The sequence below is a fragment of the Brevundimonas sp. SH203 genome (assembly GCF_002157625.1).
Taxonomy (GTDB): Bacteria; Pseudomonadota; Alphaproteobacteria; order Caulobacterales; family Caulobacteraceae; genus Brevundimonas.
Window position 1 is genome coordinate 296,442 of sequence record NZ_BDMM01000004.1, and the last position, 19,015, is coordinate 315,456.

Here is a 19,015-nt window from a genome sequence, read left to right on the forward strand (position 1 = left end):
TTTCGCCAGCGCAGATCGCCTCACCAAAGCAGCGGCATCCCGCATCTGCAGCTTCGGAAACCAGCCAGTCGATATGGCGCAGCTTGAGCAGGAGCGCGCGCCTGCCGCGTGAATCTATCGCCCTCAGGCAATCCAGTGAAGGACAGCTGACTTGGGCAGATCATGTCAGTGAAAATAGATGGCGCGCCGCCTTGGACGATGCTGAGAACTATTGTGCGAGCATAGAGCTGGCTGGCTGACGGTGAGAATTTACCAGCTGCTGACGTTGGCGATGCCTCCAGACTCTGGCGTTTGTAGCGGCCTCATTGAGAGGCGCAGCCCGCCGATGTGTTTTGCTCAAACGGTCAATGCTTCCCGGATTGCTTGAGCGACGGCAGCGCGATTGTCCCCCGAAGCTACAATAATCGGGGGATTAGGCACCGTCGCCGTGACCGAAATCCCAGTTGGCACGACTAGAATTGCGCGGAGGCTCTCAGCCAGTGATTCGCCGAAGTCGAAGAGATAGCCGAATACCTTGTAGACGCTGTCGCTGAGATACCGGCCGTGGTCGGATTTCTTCATTTCCACTAGCGTGATTAGCTGCCTGCCGTCGATATCAGCGACCAGCATGATGTCGGGACGCCTCTGCCCTCCTGATAAGCCGCGATGGGCACCGACGACTGAGGCGTAGCGCGTTTTGAGGTTGAGCACGGCCGCAGGCGTCTGATCGAAGAAAACCTGAACTTTCCTACTTTCGTCCTTGAACATCGCCACATGGCCACGGCCCTTGGTTACGAGTCCATATTCGACAGGTTCACCGAAACCAAGTTCGTCTGTGAGAACGTCGAGCGTCAGGACCAGAATATAAAGCTCGAATAGATCATCGTCGCTGATCGGTTCCAGCCAGTTCACCGCCAATAGAGCTAATATGCTATACCAGCGTGCCTGTTCGTTCCGGGTCTCAATCTCAAGGCGCCTGCGGACGAGCTTTGCGGCGATGCGATACTCCGGCCGGCGATGACGCAGTGCGGCGGCGATCATCGTTTCCGATACTCTCAATGGGACGGTCAGATCGCCGAACCAGTGATGGCGGCGAGCGGCGTCGCACCCATCTCTTATTCGGACCAAATCAGGATGCAGGCCTGTCGTGCCGACGCGACGTTCTATCTCCGTCACCGCTTCTCGCAGGTCATGGACGAGCCAAGCTAGGAGTTGGTTTTCGGGCAGTTCGAAAGATCGGTGTGAGGTCCTGCTTACATACTGAACCGGGGAAATGGCTCCCGATAGGCGTCCGATAATCGTTCGGTCCCATCTGGGGTTCCCTCGCATGGCAGGCCCTACGATCTGTTCTAGCGACAGGACTTCGTTCGAAAGCGCGTCAAGAATCGTCGGCAGCGTCTTTTCGGCAAAATCAGCGTAGCCGCCAGCTACCAGATCGATGACGGAGCCAAGCAACTCGACATCGTCCGAAGCACCGTGCAGGCGGTCCAGGAACGCTTGGAGCACCGCGAGGTCAATCGCTTCGGATTTTGCGCCGACAACCCCCCGTCCAATCGCGGATAGGTGACGTCCTGCCCGGTCAGGCGCACATACGAAGTCGCGCCAGACCTCGCGGCTCATTCCACTACATAGCCGGTCCAGACCGCCAGATGACGGGCCATCGCTTCCGCGTGCGAAGGCACCAGCCCGGAGAAGAGATCGGCTGCGGCCTCGTGGAGATCATGGCGCCCTTGAAACTGCGGAACGACATACAGCTCCAGAGCTGACGACAAGATCGCTTCAAGCGATCTTTCCGGATCGAGACGGGCTTCGCTCTCGGCGTGTTTGATGATCGTGAGCGGGAATGCAGGACCAAGGGGGAGGCCGATGCCGGACAGTCCCTCGCCGTCCTTCGCGAATAGCCCGACAAGCACCTCGGCCAATTGGCTGGCGTCAAAACCCGCCTGTGCCCCTGCCTCCCGGATCATCGCCTCGTAAATGTCCGCTGAAGGCAGATCGATCGGGATGAAGGCAAAGCGACGAACAAAGGCCATCGACAGTCGCTTCAGGCTGGCCTTGTCGGCGTCATTCATCGACCCGATCAGACGCCACCACTCCGGCACCATGACCACATCGGCGGTTTGATCGTCGATGATTGCTAAACCGACCTGTAGCCGAACGCGTCGGAAGTCGCCGTCCTCCGACCGACGCCTATAAGGCAGCGTCACGCTGTTACCGCTTAGGAGCGTGAACAGCTCTCCGAACGCCTTGTCGATGTCAGCCCGGTTGATCTCATCGATGATGAGGCAGTGAGCCTTCTCAATCGAGTCGACGACAGCACCGGGAAGGAAGTCCAGCCGATCCCCCGAACCATCGGCAGATGGCGCGGGGAAGTAGCCGCCAATCGTCTCAAAAGTGGTCCATTGGTCGGTCGCGGGAACCGTCCAAGCAGGGAAACCCGCCTTCTCGCAGATGCATGCCGCCAGCTTTGTCTTTCCGCAGCCGGGCGGTCCGGTGAAGATCACGTGCATGCCTGCCGCCAACGCAGCAAGTGCGCGCGTGGCTGGCTCTTCCAGACCCTTGAGGCCGCATAGCGAGCCGAGACTGCTGAGTTCTATCGACCAATCGCCGGGGGCGGCGGTGGGAATGTGGACCAAGGCTACAGGGCCTGTCGGTGCTTCGGCCTCCGGTGGATCGGCAGGAATAGTAGAAGATTGCTCCGGCTCCAGAGCTTGCAACAGCATAAGCAGCTCGCCCGGATCAATCGGATCTGATGAAAAGGGAATAGCGGCCAGCTCTGGGACCGGAGTCTTCGTAAAAATGTCCGGGACCAACCCGTAGGCTGTCAGGCGGAACTCTTCGTCAAAAGCGTCGACGGCCGCCTTCCAAGATTCGATTTCCCGGTCGCGGTAAAACCACGCAACCAGGTGGGGCACGCTAATCGGCACCTTACCTACCACATCCTCCGCAGGAGTGTCGGCGATCACGGCCCCTAGATCGGGTGCTAGCGTCCAGCGCTTGTTATCGGTCGGGTGCTTCTGAAAAAGCGCATTCTTATCGCGCTGCACTTGTAGCGTCCGGCCCGGGTAGTTTCGGTCGCGCCAGTGACTGTAGCCGTAGCCCGGCCCAAACACAGAGAAATATGGCCGGGCCTCGGGGCCTCCAGTCGGCCGAAAATAGTCGCTGAGAAGCTGGAGTTCGACAGTGCTGCCGAACCTCACCGATTCCTCAGGATCGGCGCTCGACGGCACTCCGTGACGGAGCATCGCCAGCACACTCAGCAGAGCCGGGTGAGTGTTCTCGGCAAAATAATCGAGAGCGGCGGCGACGTGATCGGTGGTGAGGTAAGGCACCTACGAGCCCCTTACGCCGCGTCGTCGAATGCGTAGTCGTCTTCGCGGACCCGGCGCGGTGCGCGCAACTTCAAAATGTCCGCATCGCCCAGCCGATTTTCGACCAAGACGACATCGCGGACAGCCTCGACCGCCTGGCCGTGCACATCACGGCTCACCATCGGAAGGATGGCCTCCGCCAGTGCGCGCGCGAGAAGCGGAGGCACCGCGTTGCCGATCTGCTGTCGGATTTGGGCGGCGCTGCCGTCGAATATGAAGGTATCTGGGAATGATTGGAGTCGAGCCGCCTCGCGAAGCGTCAGAGTGCGGTTCTGATCCGGATGAATGAAGGCGCCTGTCGTGCCCTCGTTGAATTTGGTCGTGATCGTATAGGCAGGCGCGTCGTTCTGAAGCCTCTTGAGGATAGTCGTCGCATCGTAGCGCCGGATTTTTTTGAAGCGTTCGGGCAGGTGCTCCAACGGGATGTCCCGCCAGTTCTGACCGGGTTTGAGCCGGGTTGCGGCCAAGCGGTCTAAGGCCGCCAGATCGGCAGCGGCATGTTGACGAACAAGCTTTGAGCCGTCCCGCATGATGCGTTGATAGGCAGTGCGAGCCCGACCCGGATATTTGACGCCGTCGATCTCGTGGCCTTCCGCCACTGGCGGGAGGTCGGAACAGGCGTCGGCGAAAGACACGTGCGGCAGAACTTCATCGCCGCCGCCGTGGCCGATCCGTGAAAGGTGGGCGAAGGGCAGGGCGAAGTTTCGCCACAGATCGGCGTTTCCGTGTGTCGCGGCCGGGAAAGCAATATCAGAGCCCGTTCGGTTGCCGACGAACACGAGACGGCGCCGCAGTTGCGGAACGCCGAAATCCGCCGCCAGCAGGATCATCGGGGCGACGTTATAGCCGATTTCCCGGAACGCCCGAACGATGTCGATAGCGACCCGGCCCTGATTGTAAAGCAGGAGGCCGGGCACGTTCTCGAACACAATCCAACTCGGGCGCAGTTCCTCGACCATGCCGAGATAGTTCAGGAACAGACGGTTCCGAGGGTCCTCCTCATCGCGACCAGACGAACGACTCAGGCCACCAGAAGTAGAGAAACCTTGGCAGCTAGGGCCGCCGACGATGACGTCGACGCCGCTGTTGCCGACGAACTCCCGAACGTCGGTCAGATCGGGGTCTCTCAAGTCGCGCATCATCCCACGCGAGCCCGCTATATTTGCCTCGAACGAGTTCAGTGCGGCTTGGAAATGGTCCAGGCCGCCGATGACGCGATAACCAGCTTGAGCAAACCCGTGGGCGATTCCGCCCGCGCCGGAAAATAGGTCGAGAACCGTGGGGGCTGTGGTCGTATTCTTTTGCTTATCGGCCATAAAACCCCCTAGACGCACCACGTGGCGGCCGAGAACATTACAAGAACATGCGCGCGTTGGCAATGCACGCGGGCTGATTCGGTAGCCTGCACCGGACAACGTAACCGAAAGTTTGACGTCCTCCGACCCAAGCCTTGAGGTTTTCCAACTTTACTTGGGTGACTTATTTGTCGGCTACGCCCCCCCCCCAAAGAACGCCGTTGGATTGAGGAACGCTCAAGTTTTCAATCGCACGCCAGCCCCACCGGCGGCGTCGGCCGCGATGAAAATGGCGCCGCCGTCTTCCAGAACGGATTGTAGGCGTTCGAGGGTTCCTGTCTGCATTCCTCCTCGCCCAGCCTCAAAGCGGTGGATGGTCGATTCAGCCACGCGGGAGCGTTCAGCCAGCACTCGAACGCTTATTCCGAGGCCTGCGCGAGCCATCCGAATTTGAGAGGGAGTGATCATTGTTAGAGAAAACCTCCGACTAGTTGCGGAATTCCGTTGACTAAGTCGGCGAATTCCGCTGAACTCTAACTGAAATACTCCGAAACTCCACCGTTCAGCATGTTCTGAGCGACCGGGCGGCTGCGCGGGAGGTCACGCATGCCTAAGGATCAGGGACTACTGGCTAGGCAGAGGAAGTGGAGGCGATGCCCTCCGGCGCGCCGCTTGGCCATTGCCTTTGCCCATAACGCCCGAGGCTTCCACGCGATGGCTTGGACAGACGATGACCGCGTCGGCGCCCAGTCAGCCTATCACTCCGCCATCGCCATCGAACTGGGCCTCAAAGCATACATCCTGCATCGGGGCTTCTCTGACGACTGGACTCGCGTCTGGCTCCGCCATGATCTGGGCAAGGCGCTCCGCTGCGTTCGGATGTTGGGGTTCGAAGGCGTCCCTGACGGCATCGCCGAACTGGCCGATGTGCTCGGCCCACTTTATGGCTCAGGGGCGCTGCGAACCGGCATGAAGCCGGACCTCCCGCTTCCGCCCGAAGTCGCCGATCACGCCATCTGTGACCTCCTGAGCGCCGTGGAGGCTGCGATAAGGATCGACAGCAGGATAGATCGATGAGCGGTCCGCCATCGCAGTCCGCTGAGGAAGACCGGGAGCGGCAGCTTCTTATTTGGGCGATCCAGCAACTGCCCCGGCGCTACCGGGATGTCTTCGTCCTCCATCGCTTCGCAGGAATGCCTCTGGAGCAGATCGCGGAGCACTTGGGCGTCGAGAATAGAGCGGTCGAAGCGCGTTTGGCGGAGGCGCTCGTTCGGTTGAGCCGAGCCGTCGATGAAGCGGACGGTCGAGGGGCTTCTGATGGCTTGTGAGGATCTAGGGCAGGATAGGCTTTGCGCCAGCATTGTCTGACAAGCGGAGCCGTATCGACCCTCATTGCGTGGTGGTGAGCAGCGCCGTCCGCCCGCTTCAACCCCGCTTCGCGCCCTGCGGGCTGCGGCCGGTGCCGCAGGCGTTGACCCGGTCGTCCGCCGCCGCTGGCGGCTTGGCATGGATCGATGGATCGATCCGCTTTGCGAGAAAGCGGCGACCGGAGATTTCCGAGGGGAGGGTTACGAGTATGCGCACAGTCTTAGGGCGATCAGCTTGGCGGGCATGTATGTCCAGCCGTCATCAGAGCCGGAGGTGCGTCGGCGCCGGACTCCGCAAGCCCGGCGGGTTGGCGTACATTCGGCCGTCCGCGTCACCGACACCTGGCCTGATGATCTCCCGATCAGTCCGGCCGAGCTTCTGGCGGTGGAGGCGTGGCTTGGCGAGGTGCTCGACGAGGTTTTGGGTCCGCGCCTCTGATAGGAGCAGGACATGAACCGCAAAGCCGTCACTACGGGCGTTCAGACCCGCGCCGCCCTCTATCTCCGCGTCTCGACCGGACGACAGGCCGTCAACGATCTGTCGATCCCTGACCAGCGCCGTCAGCTTGAAGCCTATTGCGAGGCTAAGGGCTGGGAGGCGACGGCGGAATATGTCGAGCCGGGCAATACGGCCACCGACGACCGGCGCCCCTCCTTCCAGTCCATGATCGAAGCGGCGTTGATCAAGCCGCCCGCCTTCGACGTGATCGTGGTGCATAGCTTCTCGCGGTTCTTCCGCGACCAGTTTCAGTTCGAGTTCTACGTCCGCAAGCTGGCGAAGAACGGAGTGCGTCTGGTCTCGATCACCCAAGAGTTGGGCGACGACCCTATGAGCGTGATGATGCGTCAGATCATGACGCTCTTCGACGAGTACCAATCCCGCGAGAATGCCAAACACACCCTGCGAGCTATGAAGGAGAACGCCCGCCAGGGCTTCTGGAACGGTGCCCGACCGCCCATCGGCTACCGCATCGTCGCGGCCGAACAGCGCGGGGCCAAGATCAAGAAGACGCTGGAGATCGACCCGCTCCAGGCCGAGACGGTCCGCACCATCTATCGTTGGGCGCTGACCGGCGACGGCTCGCAGGGGCCGATGGGGCTGAAGACCATCGCCACGCGGCTGAACGACCGGAACATCCGCACCCGAGACGGCGGGCGGTGGGGGATCGGCACGGTCCATCAGGTTCTGACCCGTTCGACCTACATGGGCGAGCATCGGTTCAACACGCGAGACCACAAGACCAAGACGCCGAAGCCTGAGTCCGAGCACGCCGTCATGGCTGTGCCGCCTATCGTCTCGAAGGCGGACTATGAGGCTGTTCGGGCGCGGTTGAAGTCGCGAAACCCCAAGTGGACCCCGCCGCGTGTCTCGACGGGGCCGAACCTGCTGACGGGCATCTGCTTCTGTGGCGTCTGCGGCGGCGCGATGACGCTCAGGACTGGGAGGGGCAGCGCTGGCGGCCAGTATCGCTACTACGCATGTTCGACCAAGGCTCGCATGGGCGAAACCGGCTGCACCGGCCTAGCTGTCCCCATGCACAAGCTCGACGACGCGATCATCGACCATCTCGAAACCCGACTGCTCGATCTGGACCGCCTCTCGGCCCTGATGGAACAGCTTCTGGATCGTCGGGAGGAATGGGCCGAGCAGCGACGCGGCCACATTGCGGAGATGCGCAAACGTGCCACGGAAGCCGAGGCCAAGCTCAATCGGCTCTTTGAGGCTATCGAGAACGGTCTGCTGGCGCCGGATGACGCTTCGCTGAAAGATCGGGTCGCCGAACTTTCCGGCACCCGCGATCAGGCCAGGGCGGACGCGGAGCGGATCAGTGCGTCCGTGGATCGCTTGGCGCCGACGATTACGCCGGACGCCTTGGCGCGGTTCGCCACCGCCGCACGGCGCAAGCTGCGGGATCGCACCAGCGGCTATCGGCGGGATCACCTGCGCGCGCTGACGCAACGGGTGGAGGTCATCAGCAAGACCGAAGCACGCATCATCGGCTCACGAACCGAGCTTCTGCGAGCCTTGGCGTCCAGCGATGGTGGGAGTTACGCCGCCTTAGGCGGAGTTCTCAGTTTTGAACGGAAGTGGCGCACCCGGAGCGATTCGAACGCCCGACCCTCAGATTCGTAGTCTGATGCTCTATCCAGCTGAGCTACGGGTGCGGCTGCCTTGCGGCGAGGGCGGGTCTTTAGCGGGTGGATCGGCCGGACGCAAGCGGGGGAATGCAGTTTCTGCGCATCGAATGGTTGGCGCGGGGGCGAGGACCGCCTAGGCGTGGGGCGACGCCTGTGCGTTCGATCCCTTTCGTCTCGTCCTGGATACCCCCATGCGCCCGCTTCGCCATCGATTGGCCGCCCTGCTCATTCCCGTGGTTCTGGCCGGGTGCCAGACGGCGACGGCTGGCGGCCCGGTCGCGGCGGCGCCCGTGGTCGGGGCCGGGGCGGAGGGCGTTCAGGCGAGCCGCGGCGCGGCGCGGGGGCCGTTCGTGGCGGCGGCCAATCCCTTGGCGGCCGAGGCGGGGATGGCGGTGCTGCGGCGCGGCGGGTCGGCGGTGGATGCGGCGGTGGCCATACAGGCGGTGCTGGGGCTGGTCGAGCCGCAGTCGTCGGGTCTGGGCGGCGGCGCCTTCCTGATGGCCTATGACGCCCAGACCGGCGCGGTGACGGCCTATGACGGGCGCGAGACGGCGCCGGCGTCGGCCACGCCGGAGCTGTTCTACGAAGACGGCAAGCCCCTGCCCTTCGTCGATGCGGTGCTGTCGGGCCGCTCGACCGGGGCGCCGGGGGCGGTGGCCATGCTGGCCATGGCGCAGAAGGATCACGGCAAGCTGGCCTGGCGCGACCTGTTCGGGGACGCCGAACGCCTGGCCCGTGACGGTTTCACGGTCAGCCCGCGTCTGGCCGGCATGATCAACGGCGGCGGTCCCCAGGCGCGGACCCGCTGGGCGACGGCCTATTTCACCCGGCCCGACGGACGGCGCTATCAGGCCGGAGACACGCTGAAGAACCCCGCCTATGCCGAGACGGTGGCGCAGCTGGCGGCGCAGGGGCCGGGCGTCCTGTACGGCGGGCCCATCGGTCGCCGGATCGCGGCGGCGGTGCAGGAGGGGCCGCGTCCGGGCGGGCTGAGCGAGGCGGACATCGCCGGCTATCGTCCCTTGCGCCGCGACGCCCTGTGCCGGCCCTATCAGGCCTATGTGATCTGCGTGCCGCCGCCGCCGTCCAGCGGCCTGGCCCTGCTGCAGTTTCTGGGGATGGCGGAGAAGACGCCCGATCTGGACAAGGGCGCGCAGAGCCCGGAGGCCTGGGTGGCGTTCGGGCGTCTGCAGCGGCTGATGTATGCGGATCGCGATCGCTATGTCGGCGACAACGACTTCGTCGGCGTGCCCATCGCGGGCCTGCTGGACCCCGACTATATGGCCCGACGCGCGGCCCTGGCGCCGCAGGTCAACGGGCCGGTCGAGGCCGGCGCCCCGACGGGATCGCCCCCGCGCGGCGCGGACCGGACGGCCGAGCCGGGCGGCACCTCCCACTTCGTCGTCGTGGACGCCTGGGGCGATGCGGTCAGCATGACCACCACGGTCGAGAGCCTGTTCGGCAATGGGCGGATGGTGGACGGCTTCTTCCTGAACAACCAGCTCACGGACTTTTCCTTCACCCCGACCGAGGACGGCCATCCGGCGGCCAATGCGGTGGCGGCGGGCAAGCGGCCCCGGTCGTCGATGACCCCGGTGCTGATCCTGGATCGTCAGGGGCGGCTGGTCGGGGCCATCGGCTCGCCCGGCGGGTCCAGCATCCTGGCCTATGTGGCCAAGGCCCTGGTCGGGACTCTGGAGTGGAACCTGTCGATGCAGGACGCCATCGCCCTGCCCAATCTGGTGGTGCGGGGCGAGATGGTCGGGGCCGACACCCAGATGATGACGCCGCAGATCCGCGACGCTCTGGGCGCGGCGGGGATGCCGTTGCGGCCGAACGCGACCGAGACGTCCGGCCTGCACGGCGCGATCTGGCGCGATGGACGGTGGGATGCCGGGGCCGATCCGCGTCGCGAGGGCGTGGCGATCTCGGAGGTCCGCTGAGGCGGCTTCAGCGGCTGGGGCGGATCGACAGCTGGAAGGCCAGCAGCCCCTCGCTGACGTCGGTGTCCAGGCCGTTCATGCCGCGAAGCCCCTTGCCGGCGTCGATCTCGCGATAGACGACGCCGATCGAGGTCTGCATGTCGCCCTTGCGATAGGCCACGCCGATCGAGGCGTCGCCGAGGAAGGCGCCCTTGTCCTGGGTGTAGCCGGACCTGGCGTAGTCGCCGTCGCGGGTGCGGGCGAAATTATAGCCGACGGCCCGACCCGAACCGGCGGCGTACACATACCAGCGCGGGCGCTCGCCGAAGCGTTCGGCGCCGTTGGGGGCCAGACGCTCCAGCCCCTCGCCGATCTTTAGGGTGACGCCGGCCTCGGCCGAGCGGCCGTCGCTGCCGACGCCCAGCCCCGCATGGGGCGTCAGGCTGACCTCAAGGCCCGAGGCGGTGCGGCCGTGGGCGCCCCGGAAACCGCGCACGTAACGCAGGTCGTAGGCGTCGGGGGACAGTTCCGCCCGGTCGACGGGCGTGACCGGCAGGGGCGAGCCGTCGGCGCGGCGCAGGCGTCCGGCGGTCTCCAGCGTGACGCGGTCGGAGAAGGCGGCGCGGTCGATCCAGACGTCGCGGCGATTGGTCGCCTCCAGCCCCGAACGATCCTCGTGCTGGAAGGCGGGCGGCAGTTCGATGTCCCCGCCGAACCGGGCGTCGGGCGCGACGCGGAATCGGGTCTGGTCGGTCAGGCGGGCGACGGCGTTGTCGGCGGGCGTGTCGAAGGCGTTGGGCGCCCAGGTCTGGGCGCAGGCGATGTCGGCGCCCATCCCGACCGAAGCCAGGACGCCGCAAGCCCCCATCATCATCGCCCTGGAACGCATTCGGTCTCCCCACCGATCCGCTGGCGATCACCCTGCAACCAAGAGACGCAGGAGTCCAACGGAGTTTCGACACGGTTTTGTCGTTTTTCAAACGGCGGTGCGCGGCGATGGGTTCCAGAACGAAAAAAGGCCCTGCGATCGCAGGGCCTTTTCCAGACGGTCGGGCGGCGGCCTTACTGACAGGCCAGGCACTCGTCGTAGTCGGTCTTGGGCATGGAGAAGAGATCGGGCTGGTTCGGATCGATCTCGGCCTCGGGCTTGTCCTCGGCGCCGGCGAAGGCCGCGCGCTGAACCGACTTGGAGCGCAGATAGTACAGCGACTTCACGCCGCGCTCCCACGCCGACCAGTGCAGCATGTGCAGGTCCCATTTGTTGACGTCGCCGGGGATGAACAGGTTCAGCGATTGGGCCTGGCAGATTTCCGGCGCGCGGTCGGCGGCCAGTTCGACCACCCAGCGCTGGTCCAGTTCGAAGGCGGTCTTGAACACGCCCTTCTCGTCCTCGTTCAGGGCATCAAGATGCTGGACCGAGCCTTCGTTCTCAAGAATCGAGTTCCAGACGGCCTCGGTGTTGATGCCCTTTTCGTCGAGCAGCCGCTCCAGATAGGGGTTCTTGACCGCGAACGAGCCCGACAGGGTCTTGTGGGTGTAGATGTTGGCCGGGATCGGCTCGATGCCGGCCGAGGTGCCGCCGCAGATGATCGAGATGGAGGCGGTGGGGGCGATGGCCAGCTTGTGGCTGAACCGCTCCATCACGCCGCGCTCCTCGGCGTCGAGGCAGGGGCCCTTCTCTTCGGCCAGGGTGCGGCTGGCCTTGTCGGCCTCGCGGCGCAGGTGTTTGAACAGGCGCATGTTCCACGACTTGGCCATGGCGCTTTCGAAGGCCACGCCCTGCCCCTGCAGGAAGGAGTGGAAGCCCATCAGGCCCAGACCCACCGAACGCTCGCGCTTGGCCGAATAGACGGCGGCGGCCATGGCGGGCGGGGCGCGGCGGATGAAGTCCTCCAGCACATTGTCCAGGAACCGCATCAGGTCCTCGACGAAGCGCGGCTCCTCGCGCCATTCCAGGAAGGTCTCGGCGTTGACCGACGACAGGCAGCAGACGGCGGTGCGGTCCACGCCCAGGTGGTCGCGGCCGGTGTGCAGCATGATCTCGGCGCACAGGTTCGACTGTTTGACCTTCAGGCCCAGGTCGCGCTGGTGCGGCGCCATCTGGCGGTTCACCGTGTCCGAGAAGATCAGATAGGGCTCGCCCGTCTGCATGCGGATGTCGAGCAGCTTGGTCCACAGCGAGCGGGCGTCGACGGTCTTCATGACCGCGCCGTCCTTGGGCGACTTCAGGTCGAAGGTTCCGCCGACCTTGACCGCCTCCATGAATTCGTCGGTGACGTTGATGCCGTGATGCAGGTTCAGGGACTTGCGGTTGAAGTCGCCCGAGGGTTTGCGGATCTCCAGGAACTCCTCGATCTCCGGGTGGTGGATGTCCAGATAGACGGCGGCCGAACCGCGACGCAGCGAGCCTTGCGAAATCGCCAGGGTCAGACTGTCCATCACGCGGATGAAGGGGATGATGCCCGAGGTCTTGCCCGCGCCCTTGACCTTCTCGCCGATGGAGCGGACGCCGCCCCAATAGGTGCCGATGCCGCCGCCGTTCGAGGCGAGGGCCACGTTCTCGTTCCAGACGTTCTGGATGCCGTCCAGGCTGTCGCCCACCGCGTTCAGGAAGCAGGAGATGGGCAGGCCGCGATCCGCGCCGCCGTTCGACAGGACCGGGGTGGCGGGCATGAACCACAGGCGGCTCATGTAGTCGTACAGGCGCTGGGCGTGTTCGGCGTCGTCCGAGAAGGCGGTCGAGACGCGGGCGAACATGTCCTGATAGCTTTCGCCCGGCAGCAGATAGCGGTCTTCCAGCGTCTTCTTGCCGAAATCGGTCAGCAGATCGTCGCGCGACCGGTCCACCTGGACCGATTTCACCACGGTCAGATGGGGGCGTTCAGGCGTCGGCGTTCCCGCAACGCCTTGGAATTCCGTCGTCTTCAATGCCTCGCCGCCAGCCATGGTCATCCGCGTCCTGAACAAAAAATCGTTTGAGCCGCCCGCGCCGCGACCACATCATCTAGTGGCCTCTGCGCTCCCCGAGCCCACATATAGGGCGCACATGCCTAATAACCCGTCAACGGGCTTGACGGAGGCTTTGTGGGCGAATCGGTCGGACAAGTCGTTCCCGGCTGGGGAAAAGCCCCAAAGCAAGCCATCGCGTCCCCGGCGCCGTCCGCACGCACCGCGATCACGACCGCGTGATCGGAACATCCGTCCAGCTTGGCCGTTCGGCTGCCCATGACACTCGCCGATATTCGCGTCGTTTTGAGACGTGTCCTGACCGTCGCCCGCACCGAGATCGCGGCCCTGACCGCCCTGCTGGTCATGGCCGGCGGGGTGCTGAGCTTCATCGAGATCGCCGACGACATGACCGAGGCGGACGGCCAGGCCTTCGACCAGCACGTCCTGGCCCTGATGCGGCCCTACGCCGACGATCCTGGGCGGCCGTGGGGGCCGTGGTGGCTGAAGGAGGCGGCGGCCGACATCACCTCCTTGGGCGGCATCTCGGTGCTGGGCCTGTTCGCCCTGATCGTGATCGTCTTCCTGCTGAGCCAGAAGAAATGGTTGTCGTCGCTGCTGCTGGTGCTGGGCCTGGCGGGCGGGGTGGCGCTGAGCGAGGGGTTGAAGGCGGTGTTCGAGCGCGAACGCCCGCCCGTCGCCATGCAGGCGGTGGAGACGATCAACGCCAGCTTCCCCTCGGGCCACGCGCTTCTGTCCACCGTCTTCTATCTGTCCGTCGCCGTCATGCTGACCCGCGCCTTTCCCCGGCGCCGGTTCAAGGTCTTCGTCCTGGGGGTGGGGATGCTGATGGCCCTGCTGGTCGGACTGACGCGCATCTATCTGGGCGCGCACTGGGCCTCGGACGTGCTGGCCGGATGGGCGGTGGGCGCGGCCTGGGCCATGGCGCTGTGGCTGGTCGCCTATGGCGTCGCCCGGATGCAGAAGGGTCGCCACGCCGCGCTGCAGGACCACGAGACGCAGGAACGAACGCAGGCCGCGACGAAAGTCTAGCAGCGCGCGCCGCTTTCGGGAGAGGATAGTGGGCCTGGACGCCCCGGGATCGCGAGAGGGGCGCAAGACGGAGAGACGCCATGGACGCCGCCAGCCTCTATGCCGAACGGCTGAAGACCCCCGACCAGGCCGCCGCCCTGATCGCCTCGGGAGCCAAGGTCGCCATGGGCCTGGGCGCGTCCCAGCCGCCGGCCCTGCTCAAGGCCCTGGCCGACCGGGCCGAGCGCGGCGAGGTCGAGGACGTCAACCTCTACTATCTGCTCAGCACCGCCATCGCCGGCCAGACGGTGCTGCGCGACGAACTGATGGGGCGCATCCGACCGTGGAGCCTGTTCCATACGGCCATCGAACGCGGGCTGGAGCAGAGGGCGCGCGACGCGGGCCGGCCCAATCCGGTCCAGTTCATCCCCACCGGCTTCCAGCAGTCGCCGCGCCTGCTGTGCCGCGAGGTCGGGGTGGATACGCTGATCTGCACCGTGTCGCCGATGGATGAGGACGGCTTCTTCTCGTTCGGGACCAACACCGACTACGCCAAGCCGGTGTCCGAGACGGCGCGCACGGTGATCGTCGAGGTCAATCCGCACATGCCGCGCGTGTTCGGCGACTGCGCCGTCCATGTGTCGCGGGTCGCGGCCGTCGTCGAACACGCCGCCCCGCTTCTGGTCGTGCCTAGGGCCCAGCCCCAGCCGGCGGATCGGATCATCGGCCGGACCATCGCCGATCTGGTCGAGGACGGCTCGACGCTTCAGATGGGCATCGGAGCCCTGCCCAACGCCGTCTGCGACGCTCTGAAGGACCACCGCCACATAGGCGTCCATACCGAGATGCTGACGCCCGGCCTGGTCGAGCTGATGCAGGCGGGGGCGGCCGATCATTCCCGCAAGACCCTGCATCCCGGCGTCGGCGTCTTCGCCTTTTCGATGGGGGACCAGAACACCTACGACTTCCTGGACGGCAATCGCGGGCTGGAGGCCCATCCGGTCTCCTATGTGAACGATCCGGCGGTGATCGCCCGCAATGCGAAGATGATCTCGGTCAACGCCACGCTCCAGGTCGATCTGAGCGGCGCCTGCTGTTCGGAATATCTGAACGGACGCCAGTTCACGGCCTCGGGCGGCCAGCTGGACTTCGTGCGCGGAGCCTATGGATCGGAGGGCGGCAAGTCGATCATCGCCTGCCATTCCACGGCGGCGAAGGGGACGGCCTCGCGCATCGTGGCGCGGCTGGACGGGCCGGTGACGACGCCGCGCAACGACACCCACATCGTCGTCACCGAACACGGCTGGACCGACCTGAAGGGAAAATCGACCAGCGAACGGGCGATGGCCCTGATCGCCCTGGCCGCGCCCGAGTTCCGCGAGGGCCTGAGGCGCGAGGCCCGCGACCAGGGCCTGATCTGACGCCGCACGGGTTCCGTCTCGTGCGGCTCACGGCTAGGCTTTCGCCCATGACCCCGCCCCTTCTGTCGATCGACCGCGTCAGCGTCGCGCGCGGCGACCGCGCCCTGTTGAACAGCGTCAGCCTGACCCTGCCCGAGGGGCGCCACACCGCCATCCTGGGCCGCAACGGATCGGGCAAGTCCACCCTGGTCCAGCTGATCACCCGCCAGATCTATCCGACCGTCGGCGCAGAGGGCGACGGCGGCCCGGGCGAGGTCCGCATCCTGGGCCGCGCCCACTGGGACGTGTTCGAACTGCGCCGCCTGCTGGGCGTGGTGTCGCCCGCCGTCCAGTCCGACTTCACCAGCGACGAGGGGCTGGAGGTGTTCGACGCGGTCGTGTCCGGCTTCTTCGCCGCGCGCGGGGTGTGGAACCACAGGGTGACGGAGGCGATGCGCCGCGCCAGCCGCGAGGCGCTGGAGCGGATGGGCGTGGCCCATCTGATCGGACGCAGGATGGCCACCCTGTCGACCGGCGAGGCGCGTCGGGTGCTGATCGCCCGCGCCCTGGTCCACAAGCCCCGCGCCCTGCTGCTGGACGAACCCTGCGGCGGACTGGACCCGGCGACGCGGCGGCAGTTTCTGGAGGCGCTGCGCGACGTGGCGCGGTCGGGCATGACCCTGGTGCTGATCACCCATCACATCGAGGAAATCCTGCCCGAGATCGACCATCTGGTCCTGCTGCGCGAGGGTCGGGTGCTGGCGGACGGGACCAAGGACGCCCTCCTGACCCGCCCGGTCCTCAGCGACTTGTTCGGCCTGCCCGTCACGGTCGAGCGGCGCGGCGACTGGTTCTGGGCGCATCTGGACTGAGGCCGGCTTGCCGCAGGATGGGGAAAGGAAGAAGCTGGACCCCTGATGCTGCGCCCTCTTCTCCTGATCCTGGCCCTGATCGCTGCGCCCGTCGGCGCTAACGCGGCCCAGCGGGCCTATGCGACGCAAGGCCTGTGCGGCGGGCGGCCGATGACGACGGTGCGGATGGCGCCCGGCTATTGTCTGGGATTGGTGTGGCAGGGCCAAGGGGCGGACGGGCCGCGAATGCCGCGCGGCCTGTTGGCGCTATCGGGCGGCGACTGGCTGGTCACGGACCTGGGCGGCTGGCAGGCGGGACGGGGCTCGGTCTGGCGGCTGTCGTTCGCCCCGGACGGCTCGGCGCGCTGGCGCAGGCTGGCCCAGGGCCTGTCCATGCCCCACACCGTGGCGCGCGGGCCGGACGGGCGCGTCTATGTGTCCGAGATGAACCGCATCCTGACGCTGGACCCCGACGCGGCCGATCCGGCGGCGACGGTGCGGACGGTGATCGGCGGCCTGCCCGACAACCGGCTGCACGACAATCGCCACCCGCTGTCCAGCTTCGTCTTCGACGGCGACGGCGCTCTGCTGGTCAATGTCGGCGCGCCCAGCGACCGCTGCGTGGACGCCAGGGGCCGACCGCAGACGACGGCCTCGGGCGCCTGCGTCGACAGCGCCGAGACGGCCCAGGTGCGGCGTCACGCCTATCTGGGGAACGGCCGCTGGGCCGAAGACAGCACGGTCTTCGCCTCGGGCCTTCGGAACTCCATCGCCCTGGTTCGGCATCCGTCGGGCACGATCCTGCAGGGCGAGAATTCGGTCGATCTGACCACGCCCGACCATCCCTATGACGAGATCAACGTCCTGCGCCGGGGCGGCGATTACGGCTGGCCCTATTGCGTCGATCTGGCCACGCCCCTGCCGGGCTGGAGCGCGGTCCAGGCGCGGTGCGGACAGCGCGTCCGGCCCGTGGCGCTGCTGCCGCCGCACGCCGCGCCGCTGGACCTGATCTATTACGAGGGGACGATGTTCCCGGAACTGCGCGGCCGGCTGCTGATGAGCTGGCACGGCTATCGCCGCACGGGCGGACGGATCGTGGCGGCCGAGACGGACGACCGGGGACGCCCCCTGACCGACGTCGGCGGCCGCTACGCCCTGTATCCACGCGGTTCGGCGCCCTATCCGACAGGCGCGCCCAGCGTGCGCGGCAAGGTGTTGACGCCCGGCTGGGATGCGGTCGCGGGCCGCCAGCCGAGCGGATCGCCGGTGGTGATGGCCGTCGCCGCCGACGGCGCGATCTGGGTCACGGACGACCGCAGCCGGGCGATCCTGAGGATCGCCCGGCCGACGGATTAGCCCTCGCGCGCCTCGCGCTTGGCCAGGACGCGCAGGCGAAGCGCGTTCAGCTTGATAAAGCCGGCGGCGTCCTTGTGGTCGTAGGCCTGGACGCCTTCCTCGAAGGTGACGAGGTCCTGATCGTACAGGCTGTTGGGGCTTTCGCGGCCGACGACCGAGACATTGCCCTTGTACAGCTTGACCTTGACCGCGCCGGAGACCTTTTCCTGCGACTTGTCGATGGCGGCCTGCAGCATCTCGCGCTCGGGCGAGAACCAGAAGCCGTTGTAGATCAGCTCGGCGTATTTCGGCATCAGCTGGTCCTTCAGGTGCATGGAGCCGCCGTCCAGGGTGATGCTTTCGATGCCGCGGTGGGCCGCGATCAGGATGGTCCCGCCGGGGGTCTCATAGACGCCGCGCGACTTCATGCCGACGAAGCGGTTCTCGACCAGGTCCAGACGGCCGATCCCGTTGTCGTGGCCGTACTGGTTCAGGGCGGTCAGGAGCGTGGCGGGCGACATGGCCTCGCCGTTGATCGAGACGGGGTCGCCCTTTTCGAAGCCGATCTCGATGACCGTCGCCACGTCCGGCGCGTCTTCGGGGCTGATGGTGCGCTGGTGGACGAACTCGGGGGCCCCGACCGCCGGATCTTCCAGCACCTTGCCCTCGGAGGAAGAGTGCAGAAGGTTGGCGTCGACGCTGAACGGCGCCTCGCCACGCTTGTCCTTGGAAATCGGGATCTGGTTCTTCTCGGCGAAGTCCAGCAGCGCCTCGCGGCTGCGGAACGCCCACTCGCGCCAGGGGGCGATGACGCGGATGTCGGGCTCCAGCGCATAATAGCCCAGTTCGAACCGGACCTGATCGTTGCCCTTGCCGGTCGCGCCGTGACAGACGGCGTCGGCCCCGACCTGACGCGCGATCTCGATCTGGCGCTTGGAGATCAGCGGGCGGGCGATGGAGGTGCCCAGCAGATAGTCGCCCTCGTACTGCGCATTGGCGCGGAACATGGGGAAGACGAAGTCGCGCACGAACTCTTCGCGCAGGTCGTCGATGAAGATGTTTTCGGGCTTGATGCCCAGCTTCAGCGCCTTCTCGCGCGCCGGGCCAAGCTCCTCGCCCTGGCCCAGGTCGGCGGTGAAGGTCACGACCTCGGCGTTATATTCGGTTTGCAGCCACTTCAGGATGATCGAGGTGTCCAGGCCGCCGGAATAGGCGAGGACGACTTTCTTGACGGGCTTGTCGGCGGGGGCGGACATGGCGGCTCTTTCGAAAACAAGTGGCGCGACGGTCGGGGAGTTGACGCGCGCATAAGACCGGGGGTCCGGCGATGCAACCCTTAAGCTCGCGCGCGGCTTGGCCGTTCGCCGCTCAAGATGAA

The 19,015-nt window shown here is 65.8% G+C and carries 15 protein-coding genes, 1 tRNA gene and 1 pseudogene; 8 read left to right on the plus strand and 9 right to left on the minus strand.

All coding sequences use genetic code 11. The features are described 5' to 3' along the window. Positions 1–336: 336 nt before the first annotated feature. The 4 genes from SH203_RS15330 to SH203_RS10870 all read right to left on the minus strand — a co-directional run bounded on the left by SH203_RS15330 (position 337) and on the right by SH203_RS10870 (position 5,113). Entirely contained in the window at positions 337–1,599 is a 1,263-nt protein-coding gene (locus SH203_RS15330) for a hypothetical protein (RefSeq protein WP_143275720.1), read from the minus strand. Continuing rightward, positions 1,596–3,311 carry an AAA family ATPase gene (locus SH203_RS10860; RefSeq protein WP_087120949.1) on the minus strand — a complete coding sequence of 572 codons (1,716 nt, stop codon included), beginning with the start codon at positions 3,309–3,311 and terminating at the stop codon, positions 1,596–1,598. Before SH203_RS10860 ends, SH203_RS15330 begins: the two co-directional genes overlap by 4 nt. An 11-nt stretch (positions 3,312–3,322) precedes the next feature. Further along, a complete protein-coding gene (locus SH203_RS10865; protein WP_087120950.1) occupies positions 3,323–4,666 on the minus strand; it encodes a DNA cytosine methyltransferase in 1,344 nt (447 codons plus the stop codon). Between the two features lie 216 nt (positions 4,667–4,882). Further along, positions 4,883–5,113, minus strand: coding sequence for a helix-turn-helix transcriptional regulator (locus tag SH203_RS10870; RefSeq protein WP_087120951.1), 231 nt, complete (start codon positions 5,111–5,113; stop codon positions 4,883–4,885). A gap of 204 nt (positions 5,114–5,317) precedes the next feature. Here SH203_RS10870 and SH203_RS10875 point away from each other — a divergent pair, with 204 nt between their 5' ends. From SH203_RS10875 to SH203_RS15780, 3 genes and pseudogenes are all read left to right on the plus strand, one after another. After that, the gene (locus tag SH203_RS10875) at positions 5,318–5,722 is read left to right on the plus strand and encodes a hypothetical protein (protein ID WP_087120952.1); all 405 of its coding nucleotides are present in this window, start codon (positions 5,318–5,320) and stop codon (positions 5,720–5,722) included. Continuing rightward, positions 5,719–5,973 carry a sigma-70 family RNA polymerase sigma factor gene (locus tag SH203_RS15970; protein ID WP_087120953.1) on the plus strand — a complete coding sequence of 85 codons (255 nt, stop codon included), beginning with the start codon at positions 5,719–5,721 and terminating at the stop codon, positions 5,971–5,973. Before SH203_RS10875 ends, SH203_RS15970 begins: the two co-directional genes overlap by 4 nt. A gap of 490 nt (positions 5,974–6,463) precedes the next feature. Continuing rightward, positions 6,464–7,522: pseudogene (locus SH203_RS15780) on the plus strand (recombinase family protein); the annotation flags it as partial. 12 nt (positions 7,523–7,534) lie between these two features. Here the strand turns inward: SH203_RS15780 and SH203_RS15785 are convergent. Together SH203_RS15785 and SH203_RS10890 are read right to left on the minus strand one after the other, a co-directional pair. Continuing rightward, positions 7,535–7,972 carry a hypothetical protein gene (locus SH203_RS15785; protein ID WP_234989468.1) on the minus strand — a complete coding sequence of 146 codons (438 nt, stop codon included), beginning with the start codon at positions 7,970–7,972 and terminating at the stop codon, positions 7,535–7,537. Positions 7,973–8,101: 129 nt separating this feature from the next. Beyond that, positions 8,102–8,178, minus strand: a tRNA-Arg gene (locus tag SH203_RS10890). Positions 8,179–8,342: 164 nt separating this feature from the next. On the opposite strand from SH203_RS10890, the gene SH203_RS10895 reads away from it, so the two are divergent. Next, positions 8,343–10,094 carry a gamma-glutamyltransferase family protein gene (locus SH203_RS10895; RefSeq protein WP_087120954.1) on the plus strand — a complete coding sequence of 584 codons (1,752 nt, stop codon included), beginning with the start codon at positions 8,343–8,345 and terminating at the stop codon, positions 10,092–10,094. Positions 10,095–10,101: 7 nt separating this feature from the next. Here SH203_RS10895 and SH203_RS10900 read toward each other — a convergent pair whose 3' ends face one another. Then, positions 10,102–10,962 carry a lipid A-modifier LpxR family protein gene (locus tag SH203_RS10900; protein ID WP_234989469.1) on the minus strand — a complete coding sequence of 287 codons (861 nt, stop codon included), beginning with the start codon at positions 10,960–10,962 and terminating at the stop codon, positions 10,102–10,104. A 173-nt stretch (positions 10,963–11,135) separates the two neighbouring features. Then, positions 11,136–13,025, minus strand: a complete 1,890-nt coding sequence (locus tag SH203_RS10905) for a ribonucleoside-diphosphate reductase subunit alpha (RefSeq protein WP_087120955.1) — start codon at positions 13,023–13,025, stop codon at positions 11,136–11,138. Positions 13,026–13,298: 273 nt separating this feature from the next. Between SH203_RS10905 and SH203_RS10910 the strand changes: the two genes are divergently transcribed. From SH203_RS10910 to SH203_RS10925, 4 genes are all read left to right on the plus strand, one after another. Next, a complete protein-coding gene (locus SH203_RS10910; protein ID WP_200808902.1) occupies positions 13,299–14,072 on the plus strand; it encodes a phosphatase PAP2 family protein in 774 nt (257 codons plus the stop codon). A gap of 80 nt (positions 14,073–14,152) precedes the next feature. Further along, positions 14,153–15,472 carry an acetyl-CoA hydrolase/transferase family protein gene (locus SH203_RS10915; RefSeq protein ID WP_087120956.1) on the plus strand — a complete coding sequence of 440 codons (1,320 nt, stop codon included), beginning with the start codon at positions 14,153–14,155 and terminating at the stop codon, positions 15,470–15,472. Between the two features lie 47 nt (positions 15,473–15,519). Next, positions 15,520–16,323 (plus strand): ABC transporter ATP-binding protein, encoded by an 804-nt coding sequence (locus SH203_RS10920; RefSeq protein ID WP_087120957.1) that lies wholly within the window; start codon positions 15,520–15,522, stop codon positions 16,321–16,323. 45 nt (positions 16,324–16,368) lie between these two features. Next, a complete protein-coding gene (locus SH203_RS10925) occupies positions 16,369–17,658 on the plus strand; it encodes a sorbosone dehydrogenase family protein (protein ID WP_087120958.1) in 1,290 nt (429 codons plus the stop codon). Here SH203_RS10925 and SH203_RS10930 read toward each other — a convergent pair. Next, positions 17,655–18,893: an argininosuccinate synthase gene (locus SH203_RS10930; RefSeq protein WP_087120959.1), complete on the minus strand. Its 1,239-nt coding sequence runs from the start codon at positions 18,891–18,893 to the stop codon at positions 17,655–17,657. The two genes, SH203_RS10925 and SH203_RS10930, sit on opposite strands and share 4 nt — an antisense overlap. Positions 18,894–19,015: the final 122 nt, after the last annotated feature.

Bases quoted from the DNA above. Each gene is read 5' to 3' on its own strand.
- SH203_RS15330 (WP_143275720.1), bottom strand. From the start codon at position 1,599: ATGAGCCGCGAGGTCTGGCGCGACTTCGTATGTGCGCCTGACCGGGCA.
- SH203_RS10865 (WP_087120950.1), bottom strand. From the start codon at position 4,666: ATGGCCGATAAGCAAAAGAATACGACCACAGCCCCCACGGTTCTCGAC.
- SH203_RS10870 (WP_087120951.1), bottom strand. From the start codon at position 5,113: ATGATCACTCCCTCTCAAATTCGGATGGCTCGCGCAGGCCTCGGAATA.
- SH203_RS15970 (WP_087120953.1), top strand. From the start codon at position 5,719: ATGAGCGGTCCGCCATCGCAGTCCGCTGAGGAAGACCGGGAGCGGCAG.
- SH203_RS10895 (WP_087120954.1), top strand. From the start codon at position 8,343: ATGCGCCCGCTTCGCCATCGATTGGCCGCCCTGCTCATTCCCGTGGTT.
- SH203_RS10900 (WP_234989469.1), bottom strand. From the start codon at position 10,962: ATGCGTTCCAGGGCGATGATGATGGGGGCTTGCGGCGTCCTGGCTTCG.
- SH203_RS10905 (WP_087120955.1), bottom strand. From the start codon at position 13,025: ATGACCATGGCTGGCGGCGAGGCATTGAAGACGACGGAATTCCAAGGC.
- SH203_RS10910 (WP_200808902.1), top strand. From the start codon at position 13,299: ATGACACTCGCCGATATTCGCGTCGTTTTGAGACGTGTCCTGACCGTC.
- SH203_RS10915 (WP_087120956.1), top strand. From the start codon at position 14,153: ATGGACGCCGCCAGCCTCTATGCCGAACGGCTGAAGACCCCCGACCAG.
- SH203_RS10920 (WP_087120957.1), top strand. From the start codon at position 15,520: ATGACCCCGCCCCTTCTGTCGATCGACCGCGTCAGCGTCGCGCGCGGC.
- SH203_RS10925 (WP_087120958.1), top strand. From the start codon at position 16,369: ATGCTGCGCCCTCTTCTCCTGATCCTGGCCCTGATCGCTGCGCCCGTC.
- SH203_RS10930 (WP_087120959.1), bottom strand. From the start codon at position 18,893: ATGTCCGCCCCCGCCGACAAGCCCGTCAAGAAAGTCGTCCTCGCCTAT.